16 protein-coding genes are annotated in these 18,323 nt (G+C 76.0%); 10 read left to right on the top strand and 6 right to left on the bottom strand.

Annotated features, from left to right (window positions below; translation table 11 throughout):
- Positions 1-32: 32 nt before the first annotated feature.
- A complete protein-coding gene (locus tag ACQUQ1_RS00470; RefSeq protein WP_435062142.1) occupies positions 33-956 on the bottom strand; it encodes a thiamine-phosphate synthase family protein in 924 nt (307 codons plus the stop codon).
- A 150-nt stretch (positions 957-1,106) separates the two neighbouring features.
- Here ACQUQ1_RS00470 and ACQUQ1_RS00465 point away from each other — a divergent pair, with 150 nt between their 5' ends.
- The 9 genes from ACQUQ1_RS00465 (at position 1,107) to ACQUQ1_RS00425 (ending at position 8,222) form a co-directional block, all read left to right on the top strand.
- Positions 1,107-2,657: a sodium:solute symporter family transporter gene (locus ACQUQ1_RS00465; RefSeq protein WP_435062140.1), complete on the top strand. Its 1,551-nt coding sequence runs from the start codon at positions 1,107-1,109 to the stop codon at positions 2,655-2,657.
- A gap of 77 nt (positions 2,658-2,734) precedes the next feature.
- Entirely contained in the window at positions 2,735-4,081 is a 1,347-nt protein-coding gene (locus ACQUQ1_RS00460; protein ID WP_435062138.1) for a divalent metal cation transporter, read from the top strand.
- A 104-nt stretch (positions 4,082-4,185) separates the two neighbouring features.
- Positions 4,186-4,725 (top strand): hypothetical protein, encoded by a 540-nt coding sequence (locus ACQUQ1_RS00455; protein ID WP_435062801.1) that lies wholly within the window; start codon positions 4,186-4,188, stop codon positions 4,723-4,725.
- A 68-nt stretch (positions 4,726-4,793) separates the two neighbouring features.
- Positions 4,794-5,351 carry a ribosomal protein S18-alanine N-acetyltransferase gene (rimI, locus tag ACQUQ1_RS00450; protein ID WP_435062137.1) on the top strand — a complete coding sequence of 186 codons (558 nt, stop codon included), beginning with the start codon at positions 4,794-4,796 and terminating at the stop codon, positions 5,349-5,351.
- A gap of 115 nt (positions 5,352-5,466) precedes the next feature.
- Entirely contained in the window at positions 5,467-5,994 is a 528-nt protein-coding gene (locus ACQUQ1_RS00445; RefSeq protein WP_435062135.1) for a DUF5810 domain-containing protein, read from the top strand.
- A gap of 79 nt (positions 5,995-6,073) precedes the next feature.
- Positions 6,074-6,637: a DUF5809 family protein gene (locus ACQUQ1_RS00440; protein WP_435062133.1), complete on the top strand. Its 564-nt coding sequence runs from the start codon at positions 6,074-6,076 to the stop codon at positions 6,635-6,637.
- A gap of 74 nt (positions 6,638-6,711) precedes the next feature.
- A complete protein-coding gene (locus ACQUQ1_RS00435) occupies positions 6,712-7,110 on the top strand; it encodes a hypothetical protein (protein ID WP_435062131.1) in 399 nt (132 codons plus the stop codon).
- 32 nt (positions 7,111-7,142) lie between these two features.
- The gene (locus ACQUQ1_RS00430) at positions 7,143-7,757 is read left to right on the top strand and encodes an NUDIX hydrolase (RefSeq protein ID WP_435062129.1); all 615 of its coding nucleotides are present in this window, start codon (positions 7,143-7,145) and stop codon (positions 7,755-7,757) included.
- An 84-nt stretch (positions 7,758-7,841) separates the two neighbouring features.
- The gene (locus ACQUQ1_RS00425) at positions 7,842-8,222 is read left to right on the top strand and encodes a rhodanese-like domain-containing protein (RefSeq protein WP_435062127.1); all 381 of its coding nucleotides are present in this window, start codon (positions 7,842-7,844) and stop codon (positions 8,220-8,222) included.
- Between the two features lie 47 nt (positions 8,223-8,269).
- On the opposite strand, the gene ACQUQ1_RS00420 is transcribed toward ACQUQ1_RS00425, so the two are convergent.
- The 5 genes from ACQUQ1_RS00420 to ACQUQ1_RS00400 all read right to left on the bottom strand — a co-directional run bounded on the left by ACQUQ1_RS00420 (position 8,270) and on the right by ACQUQ1_RS00400 (position 15,590).
- Positions 8,270-10,486 (bottom strand): CARDB domain-containing protein, encoded by a 2,217-nt coding sequence (locus ACQUQ1_RS00420; protein ID WP_435062125.1) that lies wholly within the window; start codon positions 10,484-10,486, stop codon positions 8,270-8,272.
- Positions 10,487-10,702: 216 nt separating this feature from the next.
- On the bottom strand, positions 10,703-10,996 hold the full coding sequence (yciH, locus tag ACQUQ1_RS00415; RefSeq protein ID WP_435062123.1) for a stress response translation initiation inhibitor YciH: 294 nt from the start codon (positions 10,994-10,996) through the stop codon (positions 10,703-10,705).
- A gap of 165 nt (positions 10,997-11,161) precedes the next feature.
- Positions 11,162-13,513 (bottom strand): transglutaminase TgpA family protein, encoded by a 2,352-nt coding sequence (locus tag ACQUQ1_RS00410; RefSeq protein WP_435062121.1) that lies wholly within the window; start codon positions 13,511-13,513, stop codon positions 11,162-11,164.
- Positions 13,510-14,589: a DUF58 domain-containing protein gene (locus ACQUQ1_RS00405; RefSeq protein ID WP_435062119.1), complete on the bottom strand. Its 1,080-nt coding sequence runs from the start codon at positions 14,587-14,589 to the stop codon at positions 13,510-13,512. The genes ACQUQ1_RS00410 and ACQUQ1_RS00405 overlap by 4 nt, the downstream gene beginning before the upstream one ends.
- A 2-nt stretch (positions 14,590-14,591) precedes the next feature.
- Entirely contained in the window at positions 14,592-15,590 is a 999-nt protein-coding gene (locus ACQUQ1_RS00400) for an AAA family ATPase (RefSeq protein WP_435062117.1), read from the bottom strand.
- A 459-nt stretch (positions 15,591-16,049) separates the two neighbouring features.
- On the opposite strand from ACQUQ1_RS00400, the gene ACQUQ1_RS00395 reads away from it, so the two are divergent.
- The gene (locus ACQUQ1_RS00395; RefSeq protein WP_435062115.1) at positions 16,050-18,311 is read left to right on the top strand and encodes a hypothetical protein; all 2,262 of its coding nucleotides are present in this window, start codon (positions 16,050-16,052) and stop codon (positions 18,309-18,311) included.
- Positions 18,312-18,323: the final 12 nt, after the last annotated feature.

Below are 18,323 nucleotides of genomic sequence, written 5' to 3'. Positions count from 1 at the left end.
GTGCGCGACCGGCGGCGGCGACCGCCGGGGAGCTACCCGTCCGCGGCCTCGACGAGCGCGGCCGCCCGCTCGGCCGCGTCGACGGCCATCTCCCCGAAGACGTAGCTGACGGGTTCGACGCCGAAGGCGCCGCGGTGGAACGCGACCGCGGGCACCTCCCCGCGCTCGCGGAAGCGCTCGCGCAGCCGCTCGCGCCGGTCCTCGTAGTCGGCGTCGAACTCCAGGGGGTCGACGCCGGCGTCCCGGGCGGCCGAGAGGAGCGCGTCGTCGGTGGCGACGTTGACCGCGCCCCGGACCGCGGGGTCGACGTCGCCGGCGGCGAGGACCGCCGTCGCGACGTGCTTGGAGGCGCCGAACTCGGGGTTGGCCGGCACCTCCACCCGCTCGCCGACGGCGTACACCCGGCCGGGGACGGCGGCCACGTCCGCGACCGCCGTCGCGTCCGGGAGCGCCTCCCCCACGTTGCTGCCGACGTTGGGGACGAAGCGGGCCATCCCGGGCGTCGTCGAGAGCACGCGGGCGGCCCGGCGGACGCGTTCGAGCGCCCGGCGCTCCGCCCGGAGCTCCGCGTCCGCGCCGCGCACGCAGAGGTCGCACCCCACCCCCCGGAGCGCCGGCATCTCCTCCTCGTGGAGCTCGCAGATCGGGCCGCGGTCCTCGAACTCCCGCACGAGCGACAGCAGCTCCGCCAGCGCCGCGTAGCCGTCCATCGTCCCGTCGGCCAGCCCGTCCGCGATCCGGTCGACGGTCGCCCCCGTCCGGGGGTCGTCCCGGATCCGGGCGACCGTGGTCGTGTCCCCGCCGACGTAGTTGCTGACGGCCGCCTGCGTCACCCCGAGGTGGGCGGCGACCTCCTCCTGTGTCAGCCCGCGCTCGGCCAGCCGCCGCGCGAGCATCGCCCGCACCGTCGGCAGGAACCGGTCGACCACGAGCTCGCTCGGCATCACCAGCGACATGTCCCCCCCGTGACCCCGCCGGGCGATAAATCGGGGCGGTGTATAATCAAGTGATACAACTAAGTTTTATCACGGCGTCCGTCCAACGGCCGCGGTGATGCACGCGACAGCCGACGGGAGACGCGCGACCGGCACGGGAGGTGGACCGCCGTGGTGAGCGCCGCGACGGCGCTCGGGCTGACGGCCGCGACGCTGGCGGCGTTCGCGGCGCTCGGCGTCCGGTACGCCCGGGGGCGGGTGGGGGGCGTCGAGGACTTCATCGCCGCCCGGGACTCCGCGGGCCTCGGGGCGACGACGGCGACGCTCGTCGCCTCGGTGATGGGCGTGTGGATCCTGCTGGCGCCCGCGGAGGCGGGGGCGGCGTTCGGGGGGGTCTCCGCGGTGCTGGGGTACGCCGTCGGCGAGGCGCTCCCGATGCTGGCGTACGCCCGGCTCGGCCCGCGGATCCGCGAGCTCATCCCCGAGGGGCACTCGCTCACCGAGTACGCGCTGGCCCGGTACGGCCCGGTCATGTACGCGTTCGTGCTCTGCGTGAGCGTCTTCTACATGTTCGTCTTCCTCGCGGCGGAGCTGACGGGGATCGCCAGCGCGTTTCACCTGATCGCGGGGGTGCCGCGGTGGCAGACGGCCGTCCTCGTCGGGGGGTTCGTCCTGGCGTACACCGCCTACGGCGGCCTCCGGGCCAGCATCTTCACCGACACCGTCCAGGCCGCCGTGATCCTCCCGCTGTTGGCGGCGACCGCCGTCGGCGCCGTCCTCGCGCTCGGCGGGACGGGCGTCGTCTACGAGCGCGTCGTCGCCGCCGACCCGACGCTGGTGGACCCGACGTTCCTCGACGGCCTGCGGTTCGGCGTCTGGGTCGCCATCGCCATCCTCGGGGCGGAGCTGCTCAACCAGACGTGGTGGCAGCGCGTCTACGCCGCCGAGGACGCCGCGACCCTGCGGCGCGCGTTCCCGACCGCCGCGGTCGTGAACTTCGTCGTGGTGCTCCTGGCGGGCCTGTTCGGCGTCGTCGCGCGGGGGTACGTGGACCTCGTCGTCGACCCCACGAGCCCCGAGTACAACGCCAGCGTCGGCTTCTTCCTCCTGCTCCTGGAGGCGTTCCCGGAGGCGCTCGTGCTCGCGGTGACGCTTTTGGCGCTGCTGCTCGTGGCGAGCACCGCCGACACGCTGTTCAACGCGCTCGCCAGCGTCGTCACCGCCGACCTGCCGCGGCTGCTCGACGAGCCCTCCGACCGGACGCTCACGTTCGCGGCCCGCGGGCTGACCGTCGTCGTCGCCGTCGCGGCCGTCCTCGTGAGCCTGCGCGCCCGGAGCGTCCTCCGGCTGTTCCTGCTGGCCGACCTGCTCGGCGCGGCGCTGATGGTGCCGCTGCTCGCGGGGCTGTACTCGCCGCGCGCGAGCGAGCCCGGCGTCGTCGCCGGCGGGCTCCTCGGCGCGGGCGTCGGGCTGGCGTTCTACCCGGCGCCGGTCGTTCGGGGGCCGCTGTCGGCGGTCCCGCTCCTCGGCGACGCGCTCCCGGCGGGGAGCTTCCTCGTCGCGTTCGTGGGCGCGGCCGGCGTCTCGGCGGCGACGACGCTGCTGGCGGCCCTGGTCGCCCCCGGCCGCTTCGACCTCGACCGCCTCGCGACGGCGATCCGCCGGCTCGACGACCCGGGGACGGGCGCCGGGGCACGGACCGACGGCGGAGGCGACGACTGACTTCGGCGCCGGACGGAGCGTAGTTAGTCGGTTGTATTACGGAGTAATTATACCGCTCCGGCGTCGACCGGGTTCCCATGAGCGGCGAGACGCGACACGACGTTCGGGCGGTCGCGCGGGGACGGATCGGCGAGCGCCTCCGCCAGATGGGACCGACGTGGGTGGCCGGCGCCGTCGCGGCCGGGCCGGCGACGATGGCGAGCCTCCTCACCGCCGGCGCGAGCTTCGGCTACGCGCTCCTGTGGGTCGTCGTCCTCTCGGCGGTGCTCGGGGCGCTCGCGCAGTACCTCGCGACGCGGCTCGGCCTCCTGACGGAGGCGGGCATCGTCGCCGTCGTCGAGGACCGCCTGGGCGAGCGGTGGGCGTGGCTCCTGGTCGCCGACGTGGTGCTGGCGGCCGGGCTGGCGCAGCTAGTGATCATGAAGACGGTCGCCGACGTCTCGGCGGCGGTGACAGGCGTGGACGCCCGCCTCTGGGGCGTCGCGTGGGCGGCGGTTCTCGCGGTCGGGCTCGCCGGCCGGGGGTACCGGGTCCTCGAACTCGGGGCGAAGCTGCTCGTCTCCGCCGTGGTCGTCGCCTTCCTCGCCTCGCTGGCGGTCGTCCCGGTCGACCCCGCGGCGGCGGCCGGCGGGCTGGTCCCGACGGTCCCCGGCGGCGTCGACGGGGCGCTCGTCGCCGCGGGCGTCCTCGGCGGCGCGGTCCACGTGACGCTGGTCACCATGCAGTCGTACACGGTGCGGGCGCGGGAGTGGACCGCCGACGACTACGGGCTGGCGACGGTCGACGTGGGCGCCTCGATGCTCGTCGCCTTCGGCGTCTACAGCCTCGCCATCTTCCTGGTCGCCGCGGGCGTGCTGCGGGGCGAGATTCCCGCCGGCGATCTGACCGCGGTTGGCGCCGCCCGGGCGCTCGGCCCGCTCGCGGGGCCGGCGGCGGAGTGGCTGTTCCTGCTCGGCCTCTGGGGCGCCGCCGTCTCGACGCTCGGCGGCAACACGGTCGTCCCGCCGTACCTCCTCGCCGACAAACTCGGCTGGAGGACCGACGTCTCCGACGGGCGCTACCGGGCGCTGCTGGCGGCGACCGCCCTTGTCGGCGCGGGCGGCGTCTTCGTCGGCGGGGCGTTCTTCCCGCTGCTCGTGTTGGTGCTGGCGTTCGGCCTCGTCGGCACGCCGTTCGCGCTCGCGGTGGTCCTGTACCTGCTGAACGACCCCGGCGCCGTCCCCGAGCCGAACTCCCGGCTCGCGAACCTCGGCGGCCTCGTCCTGATCGGGGTGACCGCGGTGCTCGCGGGACGGTTCGTCGTCGAGCGGGCCGGGGGCGGGCTCGCGGACCCGATGACGGCGTTCGTCGTCGCCTTCGCGCTCGTGCTCGGCGCGGCGACCGGCGGCGTGGCCGGGAAGTACCTCCGGGGGCGGCCGGCGTGACCGGGGGCGACGACGGCGGCGGAGACGACGTCGTCCCGGACGTCACCGACGCGAGCGACGACCCCGCGGTCGCGGACGGGGAGGGCGCGGCCCCCCCGTTCCCGCTGTCGGGGTCGACGCTGATCACGGGACCCTCGAACGTCGGCAAGACCCGCCTGACCGCCCGCGCGCTCGACGCCTGGGTCGCGGACAACGGCCCCGAGCGCGTCGTCGTGCTGGAGTTCGGCCCGGAAGTCGAGCGCGACGGGCGCGTGCTCGGCGGGCGCCTGACCCGGTTCACCTCGGTCCCGGACGGCGCCTGGCACGGCGTGCTCGCGGCGCACGCGCCCCGGGCCGGGAGCGACACCGACGCCGGGGCGGTCGAACTCGCCGCCGACAACGCCGCGCGGGCCGCCCGGCTGTTCGAGGCCGCGCCGCCGGACCCGGCGGCGGTGTTCGTCAACGACGCGACCATCCCGCTGCAGCACGCCTCCGGCGACCCCGCGCGGCTGACGGCCTACTGCGACCGGGCGTCGGCGGCCGTCTGCAACGCCTTCGACTCCGACGAGTTGGGGACCGACGACCCCGTCTCCCGCCGGGAGCGCGACGCCCTCGACGCGCTTCGCGACTGGGCCGACCGGGTCGTCAGGCTGGAGGGCGACTGAGCGGTCGCCCGTCGCCCCCCGGGTTCCCCCGCCACCGCGCTTATGCCTCGCAGTCCCTATGTCGGCCTGTGACAACCTCGCGCGGGTCCGCCGCCGGCGACGACGCGGACGCCGAGGCGCGGATCCGGCCGGTCGAGCGGGTGGACCTGCTCGGCGTGTTCCGCATCGAGAAGGCGGTGTTCGCCCAGCCGTGGCCGTACGCCGCCTTCGAGCGCCTGCTCGACGCGCCGGCGTTCCTCGTCGCCGAGGGCGACGGCGCTCCCGCCGACGCCCGCATCGACACGGGCGACGTGCTCGGGTACGTCGTCGGCGACGTGACCCCGAACCACGGCCACGACATCGGCCACGTGAAGGACATCGCGGTGCGCCCCGACGCGCAGGGGCGCGGGCTCGGCCGCCGGCTGCTCCGGGCGGCGCTGTCGGAGCTGGCGGCCGCCGGCGCGAGCGTCGTGAAGCTCGAGGTCCGCGAGGGGAACCACCGCGCGCAGGCGCTGTACGAGGACGAGGGGTTCGAGCCCGCCCGGCGCGTCCCCGGCTACTACGGCGACGGCGAGGCTGCGTTCGTGATGCGTCTGGACCTGGGCGAGTGGGTCCGCGGGTGCAACGCGGACGCCGGGTCGCCGTAGCCGCCGCGGACGCCGCGGGCGACGACCGACCGCGGTCGCGCCGGCCGACGCTGGGTCGCCGCGTCGGCGACCACGGACGGCAGGTGTTTTGCGCCTCGCGCCCCGACCCGGGCGCATGGGATACGCGTGTCCGGTGTGTGAGACTCCCCAGCGCGACGGCGAGCACCTGGCGAACCACCTCGCGTTCACGGCGATGCTCCACGGCGACGACCACGAGGCGTGGCTGGACGAGCACGTCGACGACTGGGGCGCCCGGACGCCCGCGGACCTGGCGTCGGCCGTCGTCGAGTTCGCCGAGGAGGACGAGTACGAAGAGGTGTTCGAGGACACTGCGGGGCCGACCGAAGGGAGGCCCCGCAGCGAACGGGGAGCGGACGCGACCCGTGAGCACGGCGCGAACGACCACGAGCATTCGCACGACCACGGCGCCCCCGACCGCCCGGACGTCGCCGGCGACGCCGCCGGCGGACTGGGCGGCGTCGCGGGGGCGGTGACTGACGAGGCCGTCGAGTCGGTGCTCGCGGAGGCGCGCGAACTCACCGAGGAGATGTACGGGTCGGACGGCGACGCGAACGACGGCGACGGGGGGACCGACAGCGACGGAGAGGTCGACGGCGCGAACGACAGCGAGGACGGGGAGTAGGCGGGGGGAGTCGCCCGCCGCGTCGCCGGCGGGGGAGCGAAGGGAACCACTCTTTGGCGGAACCGCCCCACCGGACCGTATGGAGACCGAGGGAACCCTCGCGCCGGCGACGCCCGCGGAAGCCCGCGCGGAGTACGAGGCGCTCGTGCCCGCCGCGAAGGTGGCCGTCCGCGAGGCGGCGAAGGCGATGGAGTTCGACCGCGAGGAGTACGCCGACCGGGTGACCGGCGAGGTCGTCGAGTCGGTCAGGGACGCGCTGTTCGCGTCGCTGCTGCGCGTGCACGTCGGCACGCGCGAGGAGTACGAGGCGTGGCTGGACGACCACCCGGAGTACGAGCCGGACCTGGCCGGCAGCGAGCACGTCGACAACGTCGTCTGGCACCCCGTCCGGTTCGCGGCCGGCGGTAACGGCACGGCGGACGGCGACAGCGAGGGGAGGGACGCCGACGGGGGGGCGGACGCCGATCCCGCCGACGGGACGAAGCCGGTCCTCGCGGCGACGTGGCAGGCCGAGCGCGAGGCGGCGCTGGGCACCCTCCGGAGGCGGGCGTTCGGGCGGGCGTACCGGCCGGTCGTGAGCGAGGCGGACGGCGACGAGGCCGACGCCGTCGCCGGCGACGGCCCGGACGAGTCCTCCGAGTAGCGGGAGCGTCACGCCGACAGCGCCCCCCGGCCCCGAGGCGTAACCCGTTTGCGCCGTCGACCCGTACCGCGCCCATGCGACCGGTCACGCGGACGTTCCTCGCCGTCGTCCTGGCGGTGCTCGTCGGCCTCCTCGCGCTCGGAGCGCTCCCCTCCTACCTCGGCGCCGGCGACCCGTACTACCTCACGGCGACGCCCGCCGAGGCCGACGGGCCGGCCTACACCCTGAACGCGAGCGAGGGCGGCATCGCCGAGCAGCGCTTTCGGTACTTCTTTTCGGCGGTCGAGTCCGAGGACGGCCGCTCGGAGGCGTACCGGAGGGGACCCTACGGGCTGAAGGAGGGGTTCACGCACTCGCCGTTCGACGAGGTGGCGACGTTCCGGGAGTTCGCGCCCGAGGGGGCCGTCGACGGCGACGCCGTCTTCGTCCGGTACAACGAAACCCGATACCGCGTAACGATCGAGCACCCGTGAGCGACGAGGCACCCGTAAACGACGAGGCATCCGTGAGCGACGAGACGCCCGACGGCGACGACGGATGGGAGTCGGACGCGCCCGACTTCGACGACGGCAGGCGACACGACTGGCCGGGCGAGCCGGAGTGGCCGGTCCGCGAGAGCGTCGTCGAGTACGAGACGGGGTGGCAGCTCGCCGGCTACGACCTGGTGGAACACCCCGACGGCTCGACGAAGCGGTACTACTGGTCGGAGCTGGCGACGGCCGTCGTCGTCGTCGCCCGCGCCGGCGACGACCTCCTCATGGTCGAGCAGTACCGCCCGACCGTCCGCAACACGCAGCTGGAGCTCCCGGCCGGCATCGTCGAGGCGGGCGAGTCCTACACCGAGGCGGGCCGGCGGGAGCTCCGCGAGGAGACCGGCTTCGACGCCGGGTCCCTCTCCGTGCTCGGGGAGGTGCAGTGCACGACCGGCCTGCTCCGCCACACCCGGGGGTTCGTCTTCGCCGAGGGGCTGGAGCCGGTCGGGCAGGACCTCGACGACAACGAGTACCTCGTCCCGCGGACCGTCCCGGTCGACGACGCCGTCGAGGTGGCCCGCACGCCGCCGACGAACGACGCGACGCTGGAGGGCGTCCTGCTGGCGCGCGAGGAGGGCCTGCTGTAGGGGGTGTCGGGGGTAGTCGCGCCCGCGGTTGCGGGGGTCGCCGCCGGCGGAGCGCTTTTCACCGGGCGACGGCACCCCACGGGCATGGACGGCGAGATCACACCGGAGGAGGTCGAGCGACTCCTCGCGGACGGCGCCGACGTGCGCGTCGTCGACATCCGCTCGCCGGGGGCGTACGCCCGCGGGCACATCCCCGGCTCCGAGAACGTCCCGTTCGACCGGCTCCCCGACAGGGTCGAGTCGCTGACCGGCAGCGACCGCATCGTCACCGTGTGTCCCCACGGGAAGGCCAGCGTGCAGGCCGCCCGGCTCATCGAGTCGTTCGAGGGGACCGCCGACGCGACCGTCGAGAGCATGGCCGGCGGGCTGGAGGCGTGGGAGGGCGACCTCGAAGCCGGCGACGACGGCCGCGACGGGACGGAGACGGAAGCGGAGGCCGACGAGGGCCCGCAGTCGCCGTTCTGAGGCGACCGTCGGCGCGGCCCGACGGCTGACCGCCGCGCGGTCCCCCGCTACCGACGCCCCCGGCCGGCGCGACCGACCGCGACCAGCCCCGCGGCCGCGACGAGGAGGGCGACGGCGGCCGCGCCGACGCCGAACCCGCGGACCGGAACGTCGGTTCCGGTGGTTCCGCCCCCGTCGGCGGTCGCCGGTCCGTCGTCCGACCCGTCCTCCGGCGTCGCGGTCGCCTCCACGGTCAGCGTCGCGGTCGCGTCGCCGACGGCGACGGTGTGGCGGCCGGGGTCGGCCACGCTCACCGGGATCCGGAGCGTGACGGTTCCGCCGGGGGCGACCCGGACGCGCTCGGTCGCCACGCGCTCGCCGTCGACGCGGACGACGAGGTCGCCGTCGGCGGGGACGTCGCCGGGGGCGACGACCTCGGCGGCGACGAGCGACGACTCGTTCGACGCGACGGTCGACGGGTCCACCGACAGCGACGCGACCGACGGCGCCGCCGGCTCGCGGACGCGCACCTCGTAGCTCCGGCCGCGTACGGTCACCTCGTAGGTGCCCGCCTCCGCTGGCGTCCACGACAGCGGGACGGTCGCGTTCGCGCCCGGCGCGAGCGTCCCGTTCGCCGCGTCGACCGTGCGGTTGCCGACCGTCAGCGCCACACGGTACTCGCCGGCGGCGCCGCCGTCGTTGGCGACCGTCACGGGGACGGTCACCGTCTCGCCGAGCGCGAGCGTCGCCGGCGGCGCGAGGAGCGTGCCGTTCCGGTAGGGGCCGCTCGCCTCCACGGCCGCCGGCCGGCTCACCACGATCCGGGCCGGGAGCGTCCCGAACGCCGCCTCGTGGGCGTCGCCGTCCCACATCGGGGGGGCGGCGTCGGTCCGCGTGTAGCGCTCGGCGGCGTCGCCCACGGACCCGTTCCCGGCGTCGGCGACGAGCGCGAGGAAGCGGTCGCCCGTGACGGGGTCGTCCTCGGCGTTCAGCCGGGCGAGCACCGTGGCGAAGGTGGCGCCGCCGTCGCTCGCGAGGCGGATCCGCCGGTCGAGGTCGCCGGCGACGAGGGCGCCCTTCCGGTACTGCGCGGGGCCCTCCCAGGTGTCCGGGTCGGCCAGCACCGCGTCGGCGTACGGGTCGCGGGTGCCCCGCGCGAGGTGGTCGGCGAACGCCTCGAAGCCGATCCGCTCCTGTCGGAGCGCGAGCGACGCGGCGTAGTAGTCGGCCGAGCCCTCGATCGTCCAGCGCGTCTCGGCGGTCGTCCGGTACGACTGCCGGGTGTGGACGTACTCGTGGAGCCAGGGGCTCGACGCGTCGTTCAGCGGCTCCCCGGCCCGCACCCACGCGTCGGCGTCGCCGGTCTGGATCCCCCGCACGGCCCATTCGACGCCCGTCGGCGCGGCGACGACGAACACCGACCCGTCGCGGTCGCCGACGCGGAGCGCGTCGGACGCGGCCGCGTAGGCGTCGAGGACCTCCTCGGGCGCGGTCGTCATGTCGTCGGCCGCGCCCTCGGGGACGACCAGCCGGAACGTCTGCCCGTGGGCCGTCCGCTCGTGGGTCGTGTGGTCGCCGAGGAAGGCGACGCGCCCGCCGACGGCGCCCGGACCGGCGGTCGTCGCCTCGCGGCTGAACCCCACGGCGTCGCCCCGGTAGCGCCAGGAGACGCCGGGACCGGGCACCCGCACGAGCGCCCACTCCCCGGCGTCGACGAAGAGGTAGCCGCCGTCGGCGGTGCCGGCCGCCCGGGGTGTCGCCGCGTCGGCGACCGTCCTCGCCCGGTCGGGCCGGGCCGCGACGGGGCCGCCCGCCGCGAGCGCGTGCCCGTCGAACCCGCCGGACGCGGCGGTCTCGTTGGCCGGGAGGCGGTAGCTGATCGTCGGCGAGGCCGTCTCGCCGTCCCACTCGTAGGTGTCGCCGCCGGCGGCCGAGAAGCCGTCCGTCTCGACGCCCGCGGCGTCGGGGTCGATCGACGCCTCCAGTTCGGTCACGCGGTCGGGGATCTCGAACCGGAGGGTGACGCCAACCTCGCCGGGCGTCTCCGGCGTGAGCGCGAGCGTCGTCGTCAGCTCGACGTCGTCGGTCGCCGACGCGGCCGTCGCCGCCGTCGCCGACGCCGCGGTCGGTCCGCCCGTCGCCGCCGCGGTCCGGGTCGGCTGACCGACCGACGGCGGTCCCGGATCGGCCGTCCCGGCGGCCGCCGCCGGCTGGATCGCCCCCGCGGGCGCGACGAGCACGAGCACGAGACAGACCGCGGCGACGACCCTGCTCCCCCGAGTCACGGCCGGCCGTTCGGGGGACGCATATAAAACCGTTCGGCGGATCGGGCCGCGGGGTCCCGGTTCGGCCGAGCGGTCGGGGCGGCTATTCGGGTGTCACTCCCGCCGGAACGAACGACAGCGGGGTCGGCGGCGCCGGCCGCGGCGCTCGCGAGGGATCCGAAGAACGGAAGAACGGAACGCGACTGCTCGACGGCGGATCTCAGGTCGGTCCGGAGGTCACGCGACGTTGAACCCCTTGTCGCGGAGGAAGCTCTCGACGCGGCCGCTGTGGTTCCCCTGGAGCTCGATGGCGTCGTCCTCGACGGTGCCCCCGCAGGCGAACTTGGACTTCAGGTCGCTCGACAGCGAGTCCATGTCCACGTCCTTCGGGTCGAACCCCTCGATCACCGTTACCTCCTTACCGTACCTGCGCTCGTCGATGCGGATCGAGATCTCCTGAGACTCCTTGGCGACGTCCTCGCAGACGCAGAGTTCCTCAGGCAGTCCGCACGTCGAGCATACCTCGGACATTTCCGGTCGGACGTACAGGACCGCTATATTAAATCCTGTCGGGTGTTCGCACGCGAGACACGGGCGCTGCGTCCCGCCGTCGGGGGCGCGTCCCCGCCGGACCGGCGGCCGCCGGGCGGACCGCGACGGGAGGGTCGTGCGGACCGCGCGGTCCCGGCCCGCGCGTCACGACGGCTTGCCGGCGCCGCCGAGGCGCCGGAGGACCGGGGCGTGCTCGCGCACGAGGTCGTCGACCGCCTCGACGGCCCGCCGCGCGTCCGCCTCGTCGACGCCGTCGCCGTAGCGGGCGCGCTCGTAGGCGTCCGCGACCGTCCGGGCGCGGTCCCCGAAGCGGTCGCCCGCCAGCGCCGCCACGAACTGCCGGGGCGTCTCCCCGGGGCGGCGGGGCCGGTAGACGAGCGCCGCGAGGTACTCGAGCCGGCGGAACGCCCGCTCGGCGTCGGTCGCGGGGTCCGCGCGCGACTGCCGGAGCAGCCAGACCGTCCGGCGGACGCGCCCGGTCACGCCGAACCGACGCGCGCCCGCGAGAGTACCCACCAGCGCGGCGAGGCCGACGGCGACGTCGCCGCGGGTCGGCGTCCAGCCGTCGCCCCCGCCGTCGCCGGCGCCGCCCCCGCCGCCCGCGGGCGTCACGTCGCCGGTGAGGCCGCCGACGGCGGTTGCGGCGGTGGCGTTGCCGAACTCGTCGTTCCCGGGGTTGATCGCGCCGATGTCGGGCGTGCCGACCCCGGCGGTCGTCTCGCTCCCCGGCGTCGCCGTGGGCGTCTCGTAGCTCCCGTCCGAGGAGCCGGCGGCGTCGACGTTCTCGACGCCCTCCTCGCGGGCGGCCTCGACGCTCGCCTGCTCGGCCGACTCGCGGGGTCCCGAGGGCGTCGGGTCGAACCGGATCCAGCCGTGGCCGGGGAAGTACACTTCGACCCACGCGTGCGAGTCGAGGCCGCGGACGACGTACGTGTCCTCGCTGACCTGCTGTCCGGACGTGTAGCCGGTGACGAACCGGGCGGGGACGCCCTGGCTGCGGAGCATCGCGACCATCGTCGTCGCGAAGTAGACGCAGTAGCCCGACTCCATCTCGAACAGGAACGTGTCGGCGACGTCGCCCTGCGGGGCCGGCACGTCCAGCGAGTACTCCTTCGTGCGTTCGAGGTAGCGCTCGACGGCGACGGCCGCGTCGTAGGGGTTGCTCGCGCCGGCCTGATCGAGCACCCGCGCCGTGCGCTCGCCGACGCGGTCGGGCGTGCTCCCGGGGAGCTGCGTGTACCGCGAGCGGATCCCGTCCGGGTAGTCGGTGCCGGCGCGCCGGAGGTCGGCGGGGGTCGCGGTCGGCCGCTGGCTGACCACGGTGTAGGTGTCGTTCTCCAGCAGCGTCGTCCCCGGCTGGAGCCCGTCGTGTGTGGTCACCTGCGCGGTGTCGCCGGCGCGGCCGCGGACCTCGACGGGCTTCCACGCCGCCGGGAGCGCGTCGAGCTGGCCGCGTGCGGTCACCCGCTGGACGAGGCGCTCGCTCTCCCCGGGCGGCGGTCCGAGCGACCCGGGGCCGGTGTACGGCTCCGTGTCCCCGGTCCGTACCCACCCGCCGCCGGTGTAGCGGTCGTAGGAGCCGACGCGCCAGTAGGCGGCGTCGTCGGCCTCGACGGTGAAGCGCACCTCCGGCGACAGGCGGATGCTGCCGAGCACGCCGACGGAGTCGCTGTTAGTGACGAGGCTGGACTCGACGGTCGGGGAGGCGCCGCCGGGGACGACGGGGTTCGTCGCGCTCCCGGGGACGACGGTGACGACGCTCGTGGCGACGACCATGGCGGCCACGAGCACCGCGAGCGTGTCCCACTGGGCGAGCACGCCGCGCCGGCCCGCGGCCTCCAGCCCCGCGAAGCCGACCGCGAGCGTGAGGCCGACGGCCGCCGTCAGCCCCACCCCGGCGCCGGCGTCGCCCGTGAGCAGGAAGAAGCCGGTCGTCGCCCCCGCCACGGTCGCGGCCTCGACGTACCGCCGGCGCACCAGCAGGTACGTCGCGAGGAACGTCGGCACCGGCGCGAGGAACAGCGCCCACGCGCCGGCGTTCAGCAGGCGCAGCACCGACAGCCCGGACAGCAGGGCGAGCACGTCGGCGGCGACCCGGCCGAGGGTGAACAGCGACCGCGCGGCCTGCGGGACCGACATGAAGTAGCCGAGCAGCGCGAGCGCGAAGCCGACCGCGGTGAGGCCGACGGCGGTGCGCTCGCGCAGGAAGCCGCCGAGCCACGCCGCGACGGCGACGACGAGCGCCGTCTCCATCAGGAAGAACGTCGCGCCGCCGACCACGTCGACGACGTGGTGGAACACCGAGAGGAACGCCGCGACCGCGAGCGCGACCCCGAGCGCGGCCGGCCGCCGCACCGCCGCGGCGACCGAGTAGCTCCCGGGGTCGTCCCCGTCGCCGTCGCGGCCGGCGGCGGTCGCGGCGTCGCCGCGGTCGCCGCGGTCGCTCCCCCCACCGGACCCGAGGCCGCCGAAGCGGTCGCCGACGGGGGCGCTCACGCGATCACCTCCCCGTCGCCGGCGGGGCCGTCGCCGACGCGGCCGTCGGGCCGGGAGACGCCGTACGTCGGGGGGCGCTCCGCCCGGAGGTCGGCGAAGTCGTGCTCCTCGCCGGCGACGGTCACGCGCACGCGGTCGGCCTCGCCGTACACGGTCACGTCGGCCTCCGTGTCGCCGAGGCGGCCGGGGCCGGCGACCGCGAGGCGTTCGAGCAGGCGCACCTGGCTCCCCCGCTCGCCGGTGACGGTGAGCGTCCCGTCGGGCAGGCGCACGTCGACCGGGACGCCGTCCTCCACGAGCGCGAGCGCGAGGCTGGCGGTCGCCTCGGCCATCCCGTCGGCGGCGCCGGGCGCGGCGGCCGCGCCGGCGGCGACGGAGACCGCCTCGGTCTCGGCCTCCGCGGAGAACTCCTTCACGATGAGGTCGTCGCGCTTGGCCGTCGACTTCCAGTGCACGTCGCGCAGGGAGTCGCCGCGGGCGTACTCGCGGAGCCGGTCGAACTCGCGGCGCTCGCGGTGGACGCCCGTCTCGTGGAGCGCGCGCAGGTCGCGCCGCGCCCACCCCGCGACCGCGTGGACCATCGGGTAGACGAGCACCTCGGCGGTCTCGGCCGTCGAGAGGTCCGTCTCGGCCAGCCCGAGCACGTCGCGGGCGGTCACCTCCGCGGGGCCGAGCCGGTGGCGCCCCCGCCGTTCGTACGCCAGTTCGTACTCGACGGGGACCGCCCCCACCACCGTCTGCGTCACCAGCCGGTCGGCGCTGACGCCGTCGCCGACCCGCTCGCGGACGACCCCGGTGAACGGCCGGTCCATGCCGGTCTCCTCGTCGGGGCGGGGGCCCTCGCGGTCGCCGAAGAACAGCCGCACCGGGTAGCTGCGCCCCACGTGGTCGTCGGGCGGGACGGCGCGGGCGGCCGTCGGCACCTCCGCCCACCGCAACTGGAGGTAGGCGGCCGTCAGCACCACCAGCGCCGGCACCACGACGGCGTTGAGCGACCGGGGGCCGAACAGGAGGCCGGAGGCGACCGCGAGGACGGCGACGGCGACGACCGCCTTCCCGCGTCGGGTGAGCCGCATCGCTACTCGACGGCCACCGACGAGAGGGCGTCCTCGACCACGTCGAGGCCTGACTCGCTGCCGGTCCGGGGGCGGACGCGGTGGGCGAACACCGACCGGGCTTCCGTCTGCACGTCGTCCGGGACGACGTACTCGCGGCCGTCGAGGACCGCGCGGGCCTGGGCGGCGCGCACGAGCGCGATGCTCCCGCGGGGACTCACCCCCAGTTGGGCGTGCTCGCGGGTGTACGCCGCCAGGTCGGTGACGTACTCGCGGACGGGCTCGGAGACGCCGACCTCCCCGACGGTCGCGCGGGCGCGGCGCAGCTGTTCTGTCGTCGCCACCGGGTCCAGCGACTCGATCGGGTGGTCGCCGGCGGTGCGGCCGAGCATCTCCGTCTCGTCGGCCCGGTCGGGGTAGCCGAGCCGGAGCTTCTTCATGAAGCGGTCGATCTCCGCGATGGGGAGCTCGTAGGTCCGGCCGGGCTCCACGTCGTTCTGGGTCGCGATGACGGTGAAGGGGTCCGGGAGGTCGCGGGTGACGCCGTCGACGGTGACCTGCCGCTCCTCCATCGCCTCCAGCAGGGCCGACTGGGTCTTCGGCGGCGCGCGGTTGATCTCGTCGCCGAGGACGATGTTCGCGAACACCGGCCCGGGCCGGAACTCGAACTCGCCGGTCTTCTGGTTGTACACGTTGACGCCGGTCACGTCCGACGGGAGGAGGTCGGGCGTGAACTGGACGCGCTTGAACTCGCAGTCGACCGAGCGCGCCAGCGAGCGCGCCAGCATCGTCTTCCCGACGCCCGGCACGTCCTCCAGCAGGAGGTGCCCCCGGGCGAGCACCGTCACGAGGACGTGCTCGACGGCGGCGTCGTTGCCGACGATGACGCGGCCGACGTTGTCGGCGACGCGGGAGACGAGGTCGGCCGCCTCCGGGATCGGGAGGGGGGAGGGTTCGCCCGCCTCGCGGTCGCGGGTCGCCGCCTCGGGCTCGCGGTCGGCTTCCGCCTCGGCGTCGCTCACGCGCGAAGCACCCCCGAGAGCGGAGAATACACCCGGCAGCGGGCTGTCTGGGTGTCGTTCACACGCGTCGTCAAGGCCCGGACGGACCTAACTCTGCCGCCTGTGGACGCGCCGCACACCAAACGGCGATGGGGGCGCGATACCGACCGCTCCGGATCGCTCGGGAGCGATGTCGACCGGTCGCGAGCCGTCGGGAGCCACGGGGGGGACGGGGGAGCGAACCCGACGGGTTCGTGTGGAACGCGGGCCCGGAACCGGGGGCGCCGGGCGCGACGGCGGGCCCGCGACACGCGGCCGGCGTCGCCGGCAGCGACGCGCGTCCGCCGTCCGTACCGACGTGACACCCGGGAGAAACGATCGGTCGCGGATCGCCCGACTCGACGGCGACGCGAGGGATCGCCCGACTGAGAAAGGATTAGGTGGGTTCGATCCGGAGGGGTACCCGGTTCGGGATCGAGGATGTCAGGGAGACCACAGGGTTCGTACGGCGGGGGCTTCGTGGAGCGCGCCGTCGCGGCCGCCGACCGGGCCGAGGCGGCGCTGCCGGCCGACGCCGACGCCGCGGCGGTGGCGGAGGCGCTGTGTTCGGCGCTGTTCGCCGACGTGCTCGGCTACGGCGGGGACGGCTACGCCCGCGACGGGCGGGTGGTTCGCCTCCGCGACGCCGACGGGGTCGTCGGCGCGACGGCGGCGACCGTCGGCCGCGGCGAGGACGTCGGGACCGCGGTGGTCGCGGCGTTCGAGGCCGCCAGCGCCGCGCCGTCGGCCCGCTACGTCGTCGCCGGCGGGCTCGACCGCCTGCTCGTGTTCGAGCGGACCCGCGAGGACGCCGACGACGACGAGGCGCGGACCGTCGCCGGGGTGACCGCGACGACCCACGCCGACATCCCGCTCGGGGAGGTGATCGAGGCCGGCCGGCGCGGCCCGCTCTCGCAGACGCTCCGGCCGGGGCGACAGCTCGCGGTGGCGAAACTGGCGGACCTGCGGCCCGGACAGCTGACGCCGGCCCGACCTCGCGGCTCCGGCGACGACGGGCAGGAGGGTCGGTCAGGCGACGGCAAGTCCGGGGAACGCCCGGCCGACGACGGCGGGCCCGGAGGTCGTCCGGTCGACGACGACCCGGGCGCGCTCGTCGGGACGCTCCGGGACTGCCTCGACGACCACCTCGCACCCGCCGTAGCCGACGCGCAGTCGGCGCTGGCGGGCGACGCCGACGCCTTCGACGAGCGCGCCGACGAGTTGCGGGAGGCGGTCGCGAGCGCCCGCCGCGGCGACGGCGACGGGACGGCCGCGGGGCCGGCGCGGCGACGGCTGCGCGCCCACGAGCGCGCCCACGCCGACGCCCGCGACCTCCGGGCCGCCTACGGCACCTGGGTCCGCGGCGCCGGGCGGACGGGGTTCACCCCCTCGGAGAACCGCCGGGCGTTCGCCCGCGTCGCCGCGTTCCAGTTGCTGGAGGAGGTACTCCTCGTGCGCACGCTCGGGAGCCTGGGCACCGTCGAGGACGTGCTCGCGGGCGACGCGGTCGAGCGGTTCGAGGCGTTCGCCGAGGCGGCGGGCGTCGGGCGCGACGCCGGCGACCTGCTCGGCGTCGCCCGCGAGCGCCTCGCCGACGTGTTCGACCGCCGCGCCCCCGACCTCGCCGGGTGGGCGCTGTCGGACGACGGGGTCGCCGAGGCGCTCTCGCGGACGGTCCGGGCCCTCGGTCCTCTCGCGTTCCCCGGGGACGCCGAGCGCGCGGCCGCGGCGTACGACCGCCTGCTCTCGGTCGCGAACCTCCCGGGGATCGACACCGACCCCGCCGACCCCGACCCGCTCCCCGGAAGGCTGCTCGACGCGGCGGGATACGACGCCGACACCGCGGCCGGCGGCGCCGACGCGGGGTCGGGCGAGAGCGGCGGCCGGGACGTGGGGGCGGCCGCCGGCACGGGGGCCGACCTGCTCGACCCCGCCGTCGGCGACGGTCGCCACCTCCTCGCGGCGGCCGACCGGCTACTGGCGGGGCTCGCGGACGCCGCCCCCGAGGAGCGCCTGCGGGCCGTCACCGACCGCCTGACGGGCGCGAGCCCCGACCCCCTGGCGTGTCGGGTGACGGAGACGCGCCTGCTCCTCCGCCTGCTTGGGGACTGCCTGGCGGTCCGCCGGACGGACGACGGCCGGACGCTCGGTCCCCTCCCCGTCCACTGCACGGACCCGCTGATCCGCGAGCACACCCCGGCGGCGCTCGACCGCGAGGACTACGGCTACGTGGTCGGGGCGCCGCCGGCGACGCTCCGGCGCGACGTGGCCGAGGGGCCGGTGGCGGACGCGTACGCCGACTACGAGACGGCGTACTACACCTACGACACCTCCGCGCTGTACGTCGAGCGCGCGAGCGAGTGGCTCGCCGAGAACGGCACGCTCGCGCTCCGCGTCGCCTGGCGCTTCCGGGACACGCGCTTCGGGACCCGCCTGCGCGAGCGCCTGCCGCAGTGGTACCGCCTGGAGGAGCTTCGGGAGGTGCCGGGGACGGCCGCCGGCGGGACGCCGGTCCTGCTGGTCGGCCGTCGCTTCCGGCGGAACGAGCCCGTGGTCGACCCCGAGGAGTACGAGCCGCCGACGTACGGCTTCACGTACGCCGAGGGGCTCGACGGCGCGGGCGTGCGGCGGTCGTCGTCCCGGCTGACCGCGGACCCCTGGGACTGGGACGCCGACGGCGACGACGACGATATCGGGATCTGAGCGGGGACCGTC

Origin of the sequence: Halobaculum sp. EA56, from assembly GCF_051195075.1 — an archaeon.
GTDB lineage: Archaea > Halobacteriota > Halobacteria > Halobacteriales > Haloferacaceae > Halobaculum.
This window is presented reverse-complemented; position numbering and strand designations above follow the sequence as displayed.

Coding starts and splice junctions, on each gene's coding strand:
- ACQUQ1_RS00405 (WP_435062119.1), bottom strand. CDS start 14,589: ATGCGGCTCACCCGACGCGGGAAGGCGGTCGTCGCCGTCGCCGTCCTC.
- ACQUQ1_RS00395 (WP_435062115.1), top strand. CDS start 16,050: ATGTCAGGGAGACCACAGGGTTCGTACGGCGGGGGCTTCGTGGAGCGC.
- ACQUQ1_RS00445 (WP_435062135.1), top strand. CDS start 5,467: ATGGGATACGCGTGTCCGGTGTGTGAGACTCCCCAGCGCGACGGCGAG.
- ACQUQ1_RS00470 (WP_435062142.1), bottom strand. CDS start 956: ATGTCGCTGGTGATGCCGAGCGAGCTCGTGGTCGACCGGTTCCTGCCG.
- ACQUQ1_RS00440 (WP_435062133.1), top strand. CDS start 6,074: ATGGAGACCGAGGGAACCCTCGCGCCGGCGACGCCCGCGGAAGCCCGC.
- yciH (WP_435062123.1), bottom strand. CDS start 10,996: ATGTCCGAGGTATGCTCGACGTGCGGACTGCCTGAGGAACTCTGCGTC.
- ACQUQ1_RS00425 (WP_435062127.1), top strand. CDS start 7,842: ATGGACGGCGAGATCACACCGGAGGAGGTCGAGCGACTCCTCGCGGAC.
- ACQUQ1_RS00435 (WP_435062131.1), top strand. CDS start 6,712: ATGCGACCGGTCACGCGGACGTTCCTCGCCGTCGTCCTGGCGGTGCTC.
- ACQUQ1_RS00460 (WP_435062138.1), top strand. CDS start 2,735: ATGAGCGGCGAGACGCGACACGACGTTCGGGCGGTCGCGCGGGGACGG.